We start from the raw sequence: 16,300 nt of genomic DNA on the forward strand, positions 1-16,300 counted from the left end.
ACGGCGTGCTCGTATATTATTTTCCCTTATATGCAATATTTTCGATGTCGAGCAGCACCGCTTTTTTATCCGTTTCATTTCCGGAGTACCCCGTTAAAGAACGATTTTTGCCGATGACACGGTGGCACGGGATCAAAATCGGCAGCGCATTTCTTTTATTGGCCTGGCCGATTGCGCGAACCGCTTTCGGATTCCCGACGGCGCACGCGATATCTAAATAGCTCCGTGATTCACCGTACGGGATCAACTGCAGCGCCTCCCACACTTTTTTCTGAAACGGGGTTCCATCCTGGCGGAGAGGAAGGGTGAACGTCTTCCGCTCCCCCCTGAAATATTCTTCGAGCTGGCGCTTTGCCTCCTTCAACAATTCCGTTTCGGTCCGGCGAAGCTCCAAGCCGTCTTGCTGGAGCTGTTTTAGTTCATCTTTTTCAAATAGCAAATGTGTAATGTGGTGATTTTCCTCGACAATGTAAGCTTGTCCAAAAGGCGAGGTCATTTCAATATAAAAGCCCACGATGCGGTTAAGCCTCCTCCTCATGATGCTGTCTGATCGGGAGAGTCAGATGGAATGTCGTGCCTCTCCCTTCTTCACTTTCAACTTCGATTTTTCCATTATGCTCTTCAATAATTTTATAACTGACCATGAGCCCGAGTCCAGTGCCCCGTTCTTTTGTCGTGTAAAAAGGTTCGCCGAGCCTCTTCAATTTGTCTTCTGTCATGCCGATTCCTTCGTCAGCAAGCGAGATAATGATATGGTCGTCTCCTTTCGGTTTGATCGACACATATACGTTGCCTCCGTCAGGCATCACTTCAATCGCATTTTTCAAAATGTTGATAAATACCTGTTTCAGCTGATTCGGCTCGCAATAAATCAGCGGAATGCCGCCTTCGCACTTCAGATGCATCTGAACGTTGTCAAGGTTTGCCTGAGCGTGCAGCAAATCCATTGTGTCCTGCATGATTTTGACGATATTTTTTTCTTCATACATAATCGCCTGCGGTTTTGCAAGGATGAGAAACTCCGTAATAATCGATTCAATCCTTTTGAGTTCTGATGTGATGACATTAAAGTAAAGCGCGTGATCCTCATTTTGGATGCTGCCTTTCAGCAGCTGGATAAATCCTTTTAACGCCGTCATCGGGTTGCGGATTTCATGGGCAATTCCGGCTGCGAGTTCGCCGACGACGTGAAGGGTATCAGACTTGCGGAGCCGCTCTTCAAGCTCTTTTCGTTCTGTCACGTCTCTGAGCATCGCCAAGTTCATATTTTGAATGATATTTCTTTTAAATGAAAATTCAAGAATCCGTTTTTGGTCGCTCAGCAGGAATGGGATGTCATTGTCCATTTCTTCTAAGGAAATCGTTTTAGCGGGAGAAGCTGCATTTTCTATATGATAGCCGGAGATGACATCAAGTAGATTGGACGTTTTCAGCTGTTCAAGAGGGGTGCTGAGAATTTTTCCGGCAAGGGGGTTCGCATCGATAATGTCGTACTGGTTGTTGAAAAGAACGATTCCGTCCATTGATCCGTTGAATACTTTTCTGAACTTCAATTCGCTTTCCCGCAATTCTTGTTCCATTCGTTTTCTGTCGCTGACATTTCTTAAAATGGTTAGGTCCTGGCTGTCGAACATGATCCGTTTTGACGTGAACTCAAGCTCTTTATATTGTCCGTTTGCCATACGAAACAGCAGTTCCGCCCGGATTTCCCCTTTTTGATCATACTGCTTTTGAATGGCATGGTACCTCTGATCGGTTTGATCAATAAAATCGGTCATCTTCTTGTTGAGAAGCTGTTCCATCGGCAGTTCGAAGATTTTGCAGGCCGACTGGTTCGCTTTGACGATGCGGCCGTCGTTATTCATCAGTATAATGGCATCCATCGCATTTTCAAAGACTTCTCTAAAGCGTTCTTCGCTTTTAAACAGCTGTTTTTCCATCGAGCGCTTCTCGGTAATATCCCTCATAATCGACATGTAAAAGCCGTTTAAAATGTTCGAGGTTATCGTAAGCTCAAACAGCCGGTCTTCTCCTGATCTGAGCCGGACAGGAAGCTCCCCTTTTGCTTTCCCTCTTCTGAAAAGAGCATTCCAGATTTTATCGAGCCGCCCCTTGTTTTCAGGGGATACGAATTGAGACAGCTTCAGTTTTGAAAGCTCTGTTTTTTCAATTTCGAAGCTCTGGCAAAACGAATGGTTCGCATCGATGAAACAGCCTTGTTTATCAAAGATGACGATTCCTTCAACCGCGCGGTGAAACAAATCTTTAAACAGCTTTTCATTAATGGTGCGCTCCCGCTCCAATATTTTTTTCGATGAAATGTCTCTCATGACGACAAAATAGCAGTCTTCACCGATTCCTTTGCTTGCAGTAAACTCGATATATTTGACAGATCCGTTGTCAAGCCTGATGGCCACTTCTTTTTTCGCATATCCCCGCTCCAAAAAGCGTTGAATGCTCTGGTTCAGTTCATCCGGCGGGACGGCGTGCAGGAAGTCGAGCGCCGACCGGTCCAGCAAATTCTTTTTTTGGCTTTGCAGAATTTTGCAGGCGGCATCATTCGCCTGGATGATGTTCATCTGTTTATCCAATATAAAAATAGCGTCCAGCGTCCCGTTAAACAGCAGCTCATACTGATACAAATCCGCTTTCAGCTTGGCGTTCTCTTTCTTCAGTCTGTTCAGCTGGTTTTGCAGATTTAAGGATTCATTCAAATCAAGAGTTTCCTCCATTTATTACACTCCTTCTTGAAAACCTGTCCTCCAATTATTCTACAAACCGGAAAATCTTCCTTCATTTGTTTCGAACTTTTACAACCTTTCCGCCTATTTTACAGGAAGATGACGATATAAAAGTTCCTTACTGTTCAATTACATCGACCTAACAATAAGACTTAATGCATAGGAAAACACATGCTTTCTATTTTAAAATTTTAAAATGAGGCCAGACTGGTGGAAGACGTCATTCCGGAAAGAATGTTCCGGGGTTCAGACGCTTCCCGCACCGGCGTCTCCTGAAAATGTTTGTGAAAGGGTGATGTTATGGCGACTTCGCGCGACAGCTATTTCGACAATGCAAAATTCCTATTAATTTTTCTCGTCGTATTCGGACATATAATCAGGTCCTATATTCATGATAATGATGCTCTGCTTCATATTTATAAATTTATTTACACGTTTCATATGCCTGCTTTTATTCTCATATCAGGCTATTTTGCAAAAGGGTTCAACCGCCCCGGCTATGTCAAAAAAATCGCCTGGAAGCTGATTGTTCCTTATTTGATTTTCCAGGGAATCTATACGCTGTTTTATTCCTTTATCGATGATCAAAGCTTAACGGCCGCAAATCCGATTGAACCGCAATGGTCGCTTTGGTTTTTGCTGAGCCTGTTCTTTTGGAATATCCTGTTGTTTCCATTCACAAAACTGCCGGCGAAATGGGCGTTTGCCGCAAGCTTTGCGATCGCCGTTCTTGTCGGATATATCGACTTGATCAGCAACACGCTCAGCCTGTCCCGCACGTTTGTTTTCTTCCCGGTCTTTTTGGCGGGCTATTATTTGCAAAAAGACCATTTTAAAATACTGAGAGGCTGGAAAGGCAAGCAGGCCGCTCTAGCCGTTTTAGCAGCAACGTTCGTTTTCTACTTTTTTGTAGACTTCGATTACTCCTGGCTGTTCGGGTCCAAACCCTATTCGGAATTCGGCGATGTCGGGATAAAAAGCGGGTTAAACCGAGTAGCGCTCCTCGTCATCACGTTCGCTTCAACCTTCGCGTTCATGGCGCTTGTGCCTGAAAGGCGGTATTTCTTTACCCTGTGGGGAACGCGCACATTTTATGTCTATCTGCTGCACGGCTTTATCATCAAGTCGTTCAGAAAAACGGGAGCGGAAGAATGGCTTGCCGATTATCAAAGTCTGACACTATTAATCATCGCCACGGCGATTTTAACTTTCTGCTTATCAAGCGGATTTGTGAAAACGGTCGCCCAGCCATTCATCGAATTGAAAATGACGAATTTAATGAGGATGTTGAAAAAAGACAACGGATATAACCCTTATTTAAAATAAATGAAGGTCCAAATCGTTTCCGATTTGGACCTTTCAGATTGTTGAAAAAATCGCAAAACAGCTTTTTTGTTTTGCGATTTTTTCATCCCATCAGCGTGATTGAAAACCCTTGCAGTCTAGGAAGGCCGAGCATCGGAGCGGAGCGAATGTTAGAATTCGTGAGCACCGACGCGCAGGCCTGACAACGAATGCGAGGGTTTGGCGACACGCTGGAAGGTGCAAATCGTTTCCGATTTGCACCTTTCTCGTTTGATCCGCAGTTTTAATCTTTATCCCGCTGCTGTCCGTCCGCCTTTTTGTTCTTCTTTTTATTGTTCTCGATCACATCAATCAATTTAAAGGCGTTGACATCGCCCAGTTCGTTTGAAAATTCCTCTTGAAGCACATCTGGATTCATCGGTTTTTTATGGTTTTGCATATCCTTGCTTTTTTGATGTTTTTTCATTGGCGTGATTCTCCCTGCTTCCCTTGTTTCGAGTTGCGGTTGGCGCCCCTGTCTCCGTTTTCGGCATCATATTGGGTCATGTATTGATGATCATGCATGCTTTCAGCAGGCGTTTTATTGTTAAGAGCCGCTTCATTTCTGGCAACTTTTCTTTTCATGGTGACATTCCTTTCTTTTGTCGTTTCATCCATATCCTTTCCGTTTCCGTACATTCCACACATCCAGTTTTCGGCAAAAAAATAAGCACCCTGAAGGGTGCTTATTTAAACACTTTTTTCACTTTATTGACGACATATGAGCTGCCGCCGCGATCTGACACATCCTCGATCATCATCGTGATTAAAAGGTTTTTGTTTTTGTAATCATAAGCGGTGAACCAGCCGTTTTCTTTACCTTTTTCGTCTTTCTTCGTTTTCAGCTCGGCCGTTCCCGTTTTCCCTGCGATCGTGAGCCCTTTGACAACCGGCTTGTAAGCCGAGCCGCGAGGGTCTTCTACAACGCCTTTCAATCCTTTTGTAATCGCTTCTGCTCCGCCTGTGGGCAGTACGTTTTTATGCCATATTTCTTTCTCTTCGCCGTCCTTTTTGATCAGGTGCGGCTTGATCAGATTACCATCGTTCAAGAAAGGCGTATAGCTTGCCGCGAGGTGTATCGGCGACATCAGCATTTGCCCCTGTCCGTATCCTGAATCGGCAAGGAGAATATCCGAGTCGATTCCTTCGTTTGATATGGAGGAAGACTTCGTCGGGAATTCATAATCAAGTTTTTCCTCGAAGCCGAATGATTTCAGGCCTTCGACAAATTGATCCTTCCCTGTGTCAAGGGCGGTCTGCGCGAAATAAATGTTGTCGGAAGTGATCAGCGCGTTTTCCAGGTTGACATCGCTTAATCGATCGGAAACCCGTGTGACTTTATATCCGCCCCATGACGAATCTTTCTGCCATTCCTTCCCTTCGATCTTCTTAGGTTCATCCGCTTTGATCGCGTCATTTTTCAGACCGATTGAAGCCGTGATCGGTTTGATCGTTGAACCCGGAGCATAGGTTTTATTAAATTTAGAGGTGAATGGCGCAGACGCATCTTTGTTGAGTTTTTCCCATTCTCCTTTTTTCCAGCCAAACAAAAACCCGTTCGGATCGTATGAAGGCGCGCTGACAAGCGCCAACGTTTCTCCAGTCTGCGGCTCTAACGCAACGGCAGCACCGGAGTCATCTTTTAACTGGTTGTACAGTTCTTCCTGTTTGTTGATATCGATCGTGGTATGGATGTCTTTTCCGTCTTTTGCATCCTTTGAGGCAACCGTCGCGTTTGATTCAGGAATCGAAATCGTCCAGCCGATTTCTCCTCTGAGTTCTTTTTCATAAATGTGTTCGAGACCGACGATTCCGAGCAGTGAATGCTCGCTGTAGCCTTCTTTATTCTGCTTTAATTCCTCTTCGGTAATCGGCCGTATGTAACCGGTAAGATGTGCGGCTTTTTCACCGTAAGGATAGTATCTTGATTGCGTGTCTTGTTTCAAAACCCCGGGAAGAGAGGTCGCTTTTTTAAGAAGCTCTGTGCTACCAGGCTTCACTTTTTTCAAGGGAACGAATGATTCGTCCGTCACCCAGCTTGCGGACAGCTGTTTTTCGATGTCTTCTTTTTCCATGTCAAGCATGTTCGCGAGCTTTTTGATGACACCATCTTTATCATCTCCGAGCTGCCCCGGAACGACGCCGATTTCAGGCACTGTCGCATTCGTAGCGAGTTTCTTTCCGTTTCTGTCATAAATGATGCCTCTCGCTGGTTCCTTGGCGGTAATCCGGATGGTCTCCCCTTCCTTCAGCTGTGAAAAAATAAAGGATGGGTTCCAGTTGACTTTCCATGACGTGTCACCGTCTTTTTTTTCTTTGACAAGCTTTGCCTTCCCTTCAAAAGAAACGGGGCCGGCCAATGTATTCATGCTGACTTTATACGGTATTGTCACTGCATCTTTTTTCTCTTTATTTTTTTCATCTTCATCGTTATCGACGGCTGAAACCTTCAAATCGGAAACTCCGATCTGTTCATAAATGGATTGATTGCGCTTGATGAAATCGTCTTTTGAAATCGATTTTTGCGCTTCAGCCGACAGCTGTTCATACATTTCTTCAAATTTTTGATCGTTCCATTTGTTTACATATTGATCCATGCTTTCTTTTGCTGTCGGCTCGTTAGAACAGGCTCCGGCGAGCAATAGAAATCCGGCGGCTATAAACAAATGGATGACTCTCATTTTCATCGTTGCTTCCCCCTTTTTTTCAATCCGCCATTTAAGCATTATATCATACAAATAAATACAGCGACCGACTTTATGATCATAAAAAAAGACAGTTTAACTAAACTGTCTTTCTTATCCGATAATTATTCTTTCCTTTGGATAATGGTAGTTCGCTTCGATTTCTTTTCTGCCGAATAAATAAAGCAGCGTGACAATGCCGATTCGGCCGATGAACATCAGAAGGATGATGACACTTTTGCCGATCGTGCTCAAATCTGAAGTAATGCCCATCGACAAGCCGGTCGTACCGAAGGCGGAACACACTTCAAACAGCAGTTCAAGCAAAGAATGTTTTTCCGTCATTGTCAAAATGAGTGTCGAGCCGAAAACGAGAATAACCGCCATCAGCGTCACAATCAATGACTTCATTAAGTCCGCCTGGTGCAGTTCACGTTTGAAAATCTTCACCGATTTATTTCCCCGCGCGAAGTGATACAGCGCCAACAGGTTTAAGGCAAAGGTCGTTGTCCGGATGCCCCCGCCGACAGAGCTTGGCGAAGCGCCGATGAACATGAGCATGCACATAAACAAAATGGTCGTATGCGTGAATTGGCTGATGTCGATCGTCGCGAGTCCGCCGCTCCTGGTCGTCGTCGACTGGAACAGCGAATAGAATATGACTTCGTGCCACGATTTTCCTGAAAAGGCAAAGCGCGCTTCCGTGGCGAATATGCCGATCGCGCCTCCAATCACTAAAAGGAAAAAAGTGACTGATGTCAGTTTGGTAAACAGGCTGAAAGTGAATTTGCGCTCTTTGCTGAGCAGAAAATCCTTTACCTCAATCAGCACCGGGAAGCCGATCGCACCCAAAATCAACAGCATGATGACGATAAACTGGACAAAATAATCGTGCTGAAACGGAATCAGCGAGTTGCCGGTAATATCAAAACCCGCATTGGTCGTTGCGCTGATACTCGTAAAAAATCCGTGTATAAAGGCTTCCCCGGGTGTATCAAAATACTTTAAAAAGTAAGTGCCGAGAATCAGCCCGCCAAACAGTTCGATCAGCAGGATCAAGCCGAGCACGTGCTTCATCAGCTTGACAAGGCCCGATAAGTTGGATTGATTTTGATCGGTCATAATCAGCCGGCGCTCTTTCAAACCGATCCGCTTGCCGAAAATCAGCCAGACGAATGTTCCGAGCGCCATCACACCGATCCCGCCAAACTGCAGAACAAACGCCAAAATCCATATTCCGGCCGTGCTGAATGTATCAGCTGTATCAACAACCGTCAAACCGGTTACGCTCACTGCGCTCACCGCAGTAAAAAGGGCATCGATAAATGACCATTCCACATCATTCTTGTGTGCAACGGGCAGACTTAATAATATAACGGAAACCGTCACCGCCAAAAAATAATAGAGCGCGATCAGCTGTACAGGAGACAGCACGCGCAGTAGTTTTTTCAATAAAACCTTCATAATCGTTCCTTCTTTTCAATATTCAAAAGTTGCGCTTCTTGTGTATAACGTGTTCCATTTTAAAGGAAACATGCTCTTATGTACAGCCGATTTTCGATTTTTAAATTTAAAAAGCAAACCCCCTTGAAAAAGGGGGTTTGCATATTGATTATTTTGCTTCCAGACGGCGGATTCTGTCGCTTAAATCAGGGTGTGTTGAGAAAAGCGATGTGTGCTTTTTCCCGTTGATTTTCAAAGTGGCAACAGATGCCTGCTCTTCTTTGACTCTTGAAGTGTACTGCTCAAGCGAGCGGAGCGCGTGAATCATCTTATCCTTGCCTGCAAGGTCCGCTCCTCCTCTATCCGCATGATATTCGCGGTGGCGGGAGTACGCAAACACGACAAGGCTTCCGAGAATGGAAAACACGATTTGGAATACGATGACCGCGATAAAGTGAACGATCGGCGCCAGCTCTTCACGGACAACGCGTGAAACAGCCCATGCCGCAATCCGGGCGAAGAAAACAACAAACGTGTTGACGATTCCCTGAAGGAGCGTCATCGTCACCATATCGCCGTTTGCAATATGCGCGACTTCGTGAGCAAGAACGCCTTCCACTGCGTCGTCATCCATTTCCTGAAGAAGACCCGTCGATACAGCGACAAGCGAGCGGTTTTTGGACGGCCCGGTCGCAAAGGCATTCACTTCGCGTGAATTGTAGATGCCGACTTCAGGCATCTTTGTCAGTCCGGCAGCGCGGGACAGCTTATATACCCGGTCAACGAGCTGCTGCTCTTCGTAGCTGAGCGTTTGCTTATCAGGATTCAGCACCTGAACGCCCATCGCCATTTTCGCCATCCATCTTGACATCAAAAGCGACATAAAGGAGCCGACAAAGCCGACAACCGCACTGAATACGAGAAGCGCAACAATATCGATGCCGCCGCCAGCCGTGAAATACGTGCCTACGCCTGTCAGCGAACCGATAATGGACAGCACAATACCGATCGTCGTAATAACTAAAATGTTCGATAAAAGAAAGAGAAAGATTCTTTTTCCCATGATTACCTCCATGTTATAATAAGATCAAATGAACTCGTATAATAAAATTATACGGCATAGAATTGAAAATGCAAGTGATAAGACGTAAGATAATGTTTATATTGTTTGCTATTTCATTTTAATACATAATGAGGTGGAATGATGAAACCTTTTAAACTGACTCGCCTGGAAATGGCCAAACTGATGTACGCTTTAAAAGGGCAGCTGGATGTCAGTCCGCTTGCGATTCTTTTGAGATCGGCCGATTTGGCGCCCGATGAGCCGGAAGACAATTTGGACATCCCCGAATTCATTGTCCGGTACGAACGAAAAAAGCCAAAAACGGAACACGGGCTTTCCACAAATGAAATTGTTGAACTTGGAAATTTGTGCGAACTGACATCCTTAAAATCGACAGCCATCCAAAACTGGATCAAACGCGATATAAAAGATCTGATGGGACATCCGGAACTGGGCAAAAAATATTCCATCGACCAAGCCGTCATCCTTCTCATTGTACGAGACTTAAAATCGGTTTATGACTTCGAAACGATCCGTCCAATCTTAACAACGGTTTTTAATACGATTACAGACCGCTCAGATGATGTGGTGAGTCCGCTGCGCTTTTATGAAGGGTATGCGCGGGTTCTCGATTATGTGTACCGGATCAAAGACTATACGCTGAATGAATCGGCGCTCGAAAAAATCGTCATCGAGCAGACTGGACAGCTCCGCGGTTTTTATCAAGATCTGGCCGATCCCGAATGGAACAAAGCGAGAGATATCACCGCTGTCACTGTGCTATCCGTTATCGCTTCGTACATACAGGCGACCGCCCATTCCATGATTGACAGCGTCTTCTTAAAATATGATATGAAGTAATCGCCGCTGACCGGTGCGCCTGGCTATTAAGCCAGGCGTTTTTTTACACCTTCAACAATTGCCAGCATAAAAAGCCTCAGTCCATTTCAAACTAAACAAGCAGTACCAATTGAAAAAGGAGTTGAGAATCATGGCAAGAACGAATAAACTCGTCGTTCCCGGGGCGGAGCAGGTTTTAGACCAGTTCAAATATGAAATCGCCCAGGAGTTCGGCGTCCAGCTCGGCTCGGACTCGGTCGCTCGCTCAAACGGGTCTGTAGGCGGGGAAATGACAAAACGACTTGTACAGCAGGCACAAGCTCAAATGAATGGGCATACTGACAAATAAATACCCTATGGTTTATTCGCCGGGCCCGCTCGGCGGATATTCTTGTTGATTTGTTTGGTCAGAAGGTTTTTTCTCCTTTTGGTAAGGAGTTTTAGGGCTCTCTTGATTTGTGCCGGAACCGCTTCTCTGCGTTCCTTCCTCCGACTGCTGACCGTCTTTGTCATTATGGTTATGTTCTTGAGGGTTTTCGGTATTAGGGGATTTTGACTCCTTTTCTTTTTCTATTTCTTGATCAGATTGAGAGTGATCTTGATCTGAAGGTTTTTCGCCGTCCGGATGATCTTCCGTATCTGATTCTTCATCATCCATATGTTGTTCCGGCTGATCTTCTTCTTTCACAGCTTTCTCTTTTTCTCCTGTGTCTTCTCCCTGATTTTGATCATCTTTGTTATCTTCATTGTCATCATCTTTGTTTTTGTCTTCTAATTCATCTTTGTGGGAACGGATATAACGGCCTGTTGAGATGCCTTCTTTTTGTGCTTTTGCACGCGTATCCAGGTCTGATTCCACCGCTTCCATCTTATAGTTCTGCTGCTCGTATTTTTTCGCTACATGATCGATTTCGCTTTTTACCGTCGCCTTATATGTGTCATCTTCATTGTTTTCATATACGGTGGCGATAAGCACTTCTTTTGATTCGGTGACATAACCGCTCTTATCGCTGTCTTCGACAATTTCACTGATCACTTCTTTAAAGTCAGACTTTTCCCAATTTTCTATACTGCTCATTAAGTCCTTCCCATCCTCGTTCAGCGGCACCAAATCGATAACTTCACAGTTTTTGTTGAGTGTCAATTCAAAGCTTGGATTGATATCGATCGTCATATAGGCGTATGCTTTATTGTTTAAAACATCAGGGATGATCATGAAAGCGAGCAGCATGATCGCCGCGATTGAAAAAACGCCTGCTTTCAGCGGACGGAGCGAAAGCAGATCAAAAAAGCCCGCACGCTTCCTCGACATTCTCGTCTCCGCGGGAAAAGCAATTTCCTGACCGATTTCATAATCTTCCTCTGTGCTCTTTGCTTTTAAAAATTGTCCGTCAGGGGTTAGCAATGTGACGAATTTTTTATTTTTTTCTACAATAATTCCTCTTCTCATGAATTGAGCACCCCTTTTAGATAATCTTTAAGGTAAACATAATCGCCCGTTATAATGATCGCCATAGCAATGATATATTTGCGGTTTCTCTCTACGGTTTTTCTGCTGACAGCCACCAGCTTTTCAAGCTGTTTGACGGGAAGCTGCTTTTTTTCAAACAAGATCTTTTTTAACTCTTCATGTTCGACTAGCGTATATGCCACTTTGATGGCGTTTTGCCTTGCATCCGTATGTTTCGGGGAATGCTCCAGCAAATCGGAAAAAGACAGGCCAAAACTTTTAAGCCTTTCTTTAAAATGGAAAATCTCCTCCCGCCTCTGCTCCTGTTCGAGCATGCGGTTGAATTCATGAATGGAAAGCTCCGCTTCAATCATGCTTTGAGAGGATTCCTGTTCTTCTCCTTCTTGCATGTCCATGTTGATATTCTGGGCATTTCTCGCTTCTTTTCTGATATAATCAATGACTTTGCGCTTAATGATCAGCTCTGCAAATGCCAGCAGAGAATTTCCTTTATCTGAAGAATATTTTTCAATGGCTTCATTGAATGCAATCAAGCCGATGCTGAATTCATCATCTTTTTCATCTATATATCGTTTGCACACGGATGAAACCGTTTTAGCCACAAAAGGCTTATACTGATGGATAAGCTCGTTTTGCAACTGCTGATTTCCTTTTTGTATGCTTATTACAGACTCTTCTAATGATTGTTGTTTCTTTTTTCCTGTCTTAAACAAAAGGCTAAGCACTGGTTTCACCTCAGTTCCTCCCTATACTACTCATTAATGATAGCTAATTTGATAGGGATTCGCAAAGGAGAAAACGCGGTATTCATTTCTAATTTTTCAATTGTGACAATGATTTGTTTGATCTCCTAGAACAATTCGTGATCTGTTTGACGATTAAGGGGGTTTTCCCGCCGTTTTTGTAACACGCCTGTTAATAAAATGAAATCTTATTTCGGTTGGACTAGGGCAATCATCCCCGGTGCTTCCTAGTGCGGGCAAACAAAAAAGACCGCCGGTGAAAGACCGGCAGTCTGGCGAAAGCTGTTTACTCCTCTGCAGCTTTATTCTCGTGTTTGTTCGGATTTGTCATAAACCATCCCCCGAGCGCAATGGCGATCAGCACCGCCCAGAAGATGAACTTCCAAGTACCTGAATGAATAAAATGTTCAGAGACGATGTTGATTTGCGGGTGTGCGAGCGTATAGAGCGTCAGTTTCACACCAACCCAGCCGACAATCAGAAAAGCAGCCGTTTCCAGGCTCGGACGTTTCTTTAACAAGTTCACAAATTGACTTGCAGCAAAACGCATAATAATCAGTCCGATAATCCCACCGGCTAAAATCACCATGAACTGTCCGCCGTCAAGTCCGCCGATTTGCGGCAGGTTCGTTGCCGGAAGTGTGACAGCCAGCGCAACCGCCGCCAAAATCGAGTCGACGGCAAACGCGATGTCCGCCAGCTCAACTTTGATAACCGTCGGCCAAAAACCGCTTTGCTTCGACTCTTTCACCTTTTCGTCCTTTTTGAAAACATGGGTTTTCAAAATATGGTGAATGGAGATGTAAAGCAGATAGACGGCGCCGATCGCCTGCACCTGCCAGACGTTGACAAGAAAAGAGATCGCAAACAAAGCGCCGAACCTCATCACAAACGCGCCGGCCAACCCGTAGAAGAGCGCTTTTTTTCTGTCTTTTTCAGGCAAGTGTTTAACCATGACCGCCATGACGAGGGCATTGTCCGCGGCCAAAATACCTTCCAGCCCGACTAGGATGAGAAGAACCCAACCATATTCAAGTAATAATGCTGCATCCATTTTATAATTCCTCCTAAGTGATTGTCTCTTTCTCTTATTCCCGCTAATGCAGCAGGGTATTTTCAGAAAACAAAAAAGACCTCTGCCAACATTAGGCAAAGGTCTTGCTAGACATGGTTATCATTGATTAAATCATGCCAACAAAGCCGATGGATGAACATCCATGAACTGACGACTTTGTTTCCGGTTTTAACATCCGGACGCTACTCCCCTTTGGGATAAAAGAAAATATTGAATTATAAGATAATATTAACCTCATATGCGCCCGGCTGTCAATCCTTATTTTTATTTAAAAAAGTTGAAACGCTTTGCGATTTGACTTTCTTCCGCCTGCCTTTCACCCAAAGGTAAAGAACGAACAAAACGATGAATCCGATGCCGACCGGAAGAAGGTATCCGTCCAATAGGCTGCCGACTTTGCTCCAGTTTTCGCCGAGGTAAAAGCCTAAATAGACATAGACGAACGTAATCGGCGTGATCGCAAGGAATGTATAAATACAAAACACCCACACGTTCATTCTAGCGAGTCCGCACGGAATGGAAATCAGCGTTCTGATGCCCGGTATAAACCGGCCGCTGAATGCGACAAACCCCCCGTGCTTTTCAAAAAACCTGTCCGATTTTTCGAGCGCTTCAGGCTTAATGAAGAAGTATTTACCGTAGCGCTCCAAAAACGGCCGCCCCCCGTACCTCCCGAGCCAGTAAAGCGTCAGCGGACCTGCGACACCTCCCAGTGAACCTGCGGCAACGACCCCGATCAGCAACATATCGCCTTGATACACCCAGTAGCCGGCAAGCGGCAGAACGATTTCAGCCGGCACGAATTCGATGCACAGCGCCAGAAAAATCCCTAAATACGAGAGGCTCTTAAACGCCTCAGCCAATGATAAAATAAACTCCTCGATATCGACCACAACCTTTGACGATTGATAATTTCAAGTTCCAAAGAACGTACAAAAACGATTTTAACACAATTCAGGAAAATTGAAGAGCAAAATGGGAAGTCCTCCTTAGAAAGAGCAGAAGGATATCATTTTTTATTGGCGAATTTCATTATATATAGTATAATTCACGAATTATACCGGATGTAGCGCTATTGCCGCTTTTTTTATGTCAACGGTTAAGAGTACGGCAGTCTGGCCTTTCATAATACAGTATAGAAATTCAGATTTTTCATCATAGTACAAAAAGGCGGAGAAGAAAGTGACAGAAGTTTTTGGTGAATATAATGGATGGTTCGTTCTTTTATCCTATATCACTGCGGTTTTGGCAGCATACACAGCCCTTGATTTATCGGAACGGGTCGTCCATACAAAGGGCAGGAAAAATATCGGATGGCTTTTGGCCGGATCCCTCACGATGGGGCTTGGTATCTGGTCTATGCACTTTATCGGGATGCTGTCATTTCAGACAGCCGAAGAAATGAAATACGATTTGAGATTCGTCTTGCTTTCGATTGTTGCCGCTTTCGCAGGCTCGCTCATTTCATTTTATGTTGTGAATGGAAAAGAACCGACGAATGCAAGACTGGCGGCGGGCTCCCTTGCAATGGGAAGTGCGATCGCATCCATGCATTTTCTCGGGATGGAGGCGATGGAGAATATGACAATCGTCTATCATCCCGTTCTTTATGCCGCCTCTTTTGCAATCGCCATTTTCGCCTCCTTCGCTGCCTTAAAACTGTCAGTGGTATTCGCCAAAAAAACCGGCTCCTTTCGGATCTTGTTCATTAAAATCGGAAGCGCGCTTTTAATGGGCGGCGCCATTTCCGGCATGCACTATACAGGAATGGCAGCAGCTACGCTTTTCATGACTGACGGCCGTGATACAGGCCGCGAAGGAATCGATGCAATTGAACTGGGCATTATGATCGTACTTGTCAGCCTGATGCTTCAATGCTTCTTGATTTTCGGCGCCTTCACTGACAAGCGTCTGCTGTTTCATATCGAGAAAATCAAAGATAATGAGGAACGGTTCCAGTCCTTAATTAACCACAACATTGATCCGATCTACGTGTTTTCGCTTGAAGGCAAAATGCTTTCCGCCAATTCATCGGGATACAGCCTTCTTGAAAAAATGGGAGTTGAGCCTGAGCGCCTGTCTTCGTTTTTTCGACAGGAGGATCATGACAGACTGCTCAACTGGTTTCTTCAGGTCCAAAATGAAAAACAGGCCCTCAACCGCGACACGGAAATCGAAATAGCTGAAAAGCGTTTTGATGTAAATGTGACGCTGATACCGGTGTACGTCAGAAAGCAGCTTGACAGCATTTATGTCATTTGTAAAGATATGACAAACCAGCGTGAAGCAGAACGCAAAATCCATAGAATGGCTCACTATGACGCGTTGACAGATTTGCCAAACAGACGGTATGCAGTCGACCATCTCGCAAATGCTCTGGAGCGGCAGAAGACGGGGACGGCCGTATTGTTTTTGGATTTAAACCGTTTCAAAGTGTTTAATGACGCCCTTGGCCACGACGTCGGAGATCTGCTGCTGGTGGCAGCAGCACAGCGTTTGGCGCATTGTGTGCCTGATGAAGGCTTCATCGCCCGGTTAGGCGGTGACGAATTTATCATTGTCGCCCCTTTACATGGAACCGATCAGCTGACCAGGCAATTGATCAGTCAGTTTGAAACGCCTTTTCACATTAAAGAGCACCGTCTCAAAACATCCGTCAGCATCGGAATCGCCGTTTCCCCGGCCGATGGAACAGACGGTGATGAGCTGATGAGAAAAGCCGACATGGCCATGTACGCCGCGAAGCACAAAAGCAAAAGCAGATATCAATATTTTTCTTCTTCTCTCGCCAGAAAGAACAGACCGTCTTTGCAGGAGGAACCCGAGCCGAACTAAGCGCTTTCCCCAAGCAAATCACTGTATCGCCGCAAGCATCCGGGCCGAAGCCTGGATGCTT

The 16,300-nt window shown here is 45.1% G+C and carries 15 protein-coding genes; 4 read left to right on the plus strand and 11 right to left on the minus strand.

From position 1 onward, the window contains the following. Nucleotides 1-16 precede the first annotated feature (16 nt). Together LQ247_RS18905 and LQ247_RS18910 are read right to left on the minus strand one after the other, a co-directional pair. A complete protein-coding gene (locus tag LQ247_RS18905; protein ID WP_020451134.1) occupies nucleotides 17-514 on the minus strand; it encodes a methylated-DNA--[protein]-cysteine S-methyltransferase in 498 nt (165 codons plus the stop codon). A 7-nt stretch (nucleotides 515-521) separates the two neighbouring features. Further along, nucleotides 522-2,732 carry a PAS domain-containing sensor histidine kinase gene (locus LQ247_RS18910; protein ID WP_020451133.1) on the minus strand — a complete coding sequence of 737 codons (2,211 nt, stop codon included), beginning with the start codon at nucleotides 2,730-2,732 and terminating at the stop codon, nucleotides 522-524. Between the two features lie 309 nt (nucleotides 2,733-3,041). On the opposite strand from LQ247_RS18910, the gene LQ247_RS18915 reads away from it, so the two are divergent. Next, a complete protein-coding gene (locus LQ247_RS18915) occupies nucleotides 3,042-4,067 on the plus strand; it encodes an acyltransferase family protein (RefSeq protein WP_020451132.1) in 1,026 nt (341 codons plus the stop codon). Nucleotides 4,068-4,329: 262 nt separating this feature from the next. Here LQ247_RS18915 and LQ247_RS18920 read toward each other — a convergent pair whose 3' ends face one another. The 5 genes from LQ247_RS18920 to htpX all read right to left on the minus strand — a co-directional run bounded on the left by LQ247_RS18920 (nucleotide 4,330) and on the right by htpX (nucleotide 9,275). Further along, entirely contained in the window at nucleotides 4,330-4,512 is a 183-nt protein-coding gene (locus LQ247_RS18920) for a hypothetical protein (protein WP_020451131.1), read from the minus strand. Then, nucleotides 4,509-4,724: a hypothetical protein gene (locus tag LQ247_RS18925; RefSeq protein WP_101560789.1), complete on the minus strand. Its 216-nt coding sequence runs from the start codon at nucleotides 4,722-4,724 to the stop codon at nucleotides 4,509-4,511. Before LQ247_RS18925 ends, LQ247_RS18920 begins: the two co-directional genes overlap by 4 nt. A gap of 47 nt (nucleotides 4,725-4,771) precedes the next feature. Further along, complete coding sequence (locus LQ247_RS18930; RefSeq protein ID WP_020451129.1) at nucleotides 4,772-6,772, minus strand: penicillin-binding transpeptidase domain-containing protein; 2,001 nt, start codon at nucleotides 6,770-6,772, stop codon at nucleotides 4,772-4,774. Nucleotides 6,773-6,883: 111 nt separating this feature from the next. Then, nucleotides 6,884-8,233 carry a TrkH family potassium uptake protein gene (locus LQ247_RS18935; RefSeq protein ID WP_025811989.1) on the minus strand — a complete coding sequence of 450 codons (1,350 nt, stop codon included), beginning with the start codon at nucleotides 8,231-8,233 and terminating at the stop codon, nucleotides 6,884-6,886. A 148-nt stretch (nucleotides 8,234-8,381) separates the two neighbouring features. Continuing rightward, nucleotides 8,382-9,275 carry a protease HtpX gene (gene htpX, locus LQ247_RS18940; RefSeq protein ID WP_020451127.1) on the minus strand — a complete coding sequence of 298 codons (894 nt, stop codon included), beginning with the start codon at nucleotides 9,273-9,275 and terminating at the stop codon, nucleotides 8,382-8,384. Nucleotides 9,276-9,416: 141 nt separating this feature from the next. Here htpX and LQ247_RS18945 point away from each other — a divergent pair, with 141 nt between their 5' ends. After that, nucleotides 9,417-10,136 carry a DUF1836 domain-containing protein gene (locus LQ247_RS18945; protein WP_231006475.1) on the plus strand — a complete coding sequence of 240 codons (720 nt, stop codon included), beginning with the start codon at nucleotides 9,417-9,419 and terminating at the stop codon, nucleotides 10,134-10,136. A 130-nt stretch (nucleotides 10,137-10,266) separates the two neighbouring features. Further along, nucleotides 10,267-10,464 (plus strand): alpha/beta-type small acid-soluble spore protein, encoded by a 198-nt coding sequence (locus LQ247_RS18950; RefSeq protein WP_020451125.1) that lies wholly within the window; start codon nucleotides 10,267-10,269, stop codon nucleotides 10,462-10,464. 12 nt (nucleotides 10,465-10,476) lie between these two features. Here LQ247_RS18950 and LQ247_RS18955 read toward each other — a convergent pair whose 3' ends face one another. From LQ247_RS18955 to LQ247_RS18970, 4 genes are all read right to left on the minus strand, one after another. After that, the gene (locus LQ247_RS18955; RefSeq protein WP_231006418.1) at nucleotides 10,477-11,565 is read right to left on the minus strand and encodes an anti-sigma factor domain-containing protein; all 1,089 of its coding nucleotides are present in this window, start codon (nucleotides 11,563-11,565) and stop codon (nucleotides 10,477-10,479) included. After that, nucleotides 11,562-12,320 carry an RNA polymerase sigma factor SigI gene (gene sigI / locus LQ247_RS18960; RefSeq protein WP_023856784.1) on the minus strand — a complete coding sequence of 253 codons (759 nt, stop codon included), beginning with the start codon at nucleotides 12,318-12,320 and terminating at the stop codon, nucleotides 11,562-11,564. The genes LQ247_RS18955 and sigI overlap by 4 nt, the downstream gene beginning before the upstream one ends. A gap of 295 nt (nucleotides 12,321-12,615) precedes the next feature. Further along, nucleotides 12,616-13,383 carry a TerC family protein gene (locus tag LQ247_RS18965; RefSeq protein WP_020451122.1) on the minus strand — a complete coding sequence of 256 codons (768 nt, stop codon included), beginning with the start codon at nucleotides 13,381-13,383 and terminating at the stop codon, nucleotides 12,616-12,618. Nucleotides 13,384-13,655: 272 nt separating this feature from the next. Next, entirely contained in the window at nucleotides 13,656-14,297 is a 642-nt protein-coding gene (locus tag LQ247_RS18970; RefSeq protein WP_026579816.1) for a DedA family protein, read from the minus strand. 289 nt (nucleotides 14,298-14,586) lie between these two features. On the opposite strand from LQ247_RS18970, the gene LQ247_RS18975 reads away from it, so the two are divergent. Further along, nucleotides 14,587-16,239, plus strand: a complete 1,653-nt coding sequence (locus tag LQ247_RS18975; protein ID WP_023856782.1) for a diguanylate cyclase domain-containing protein — start codon at nucleotides 14,587-14,589, stop codon at nucleotides 16,237-16,239. Nucleotides 16,240-16,300 lie beyond the last annotated feature (61 nt).

Origin of the sequence: Bacillus sp. BS3(2021), from assembly GCF_021043345.1 — a bacterium.
GTDB classification, from domain to species: Bacteria; Bacillota; Bacilli; order Bacillales; family Bacillaceae; genus Bacillus; species Bacillus paralicheniformis.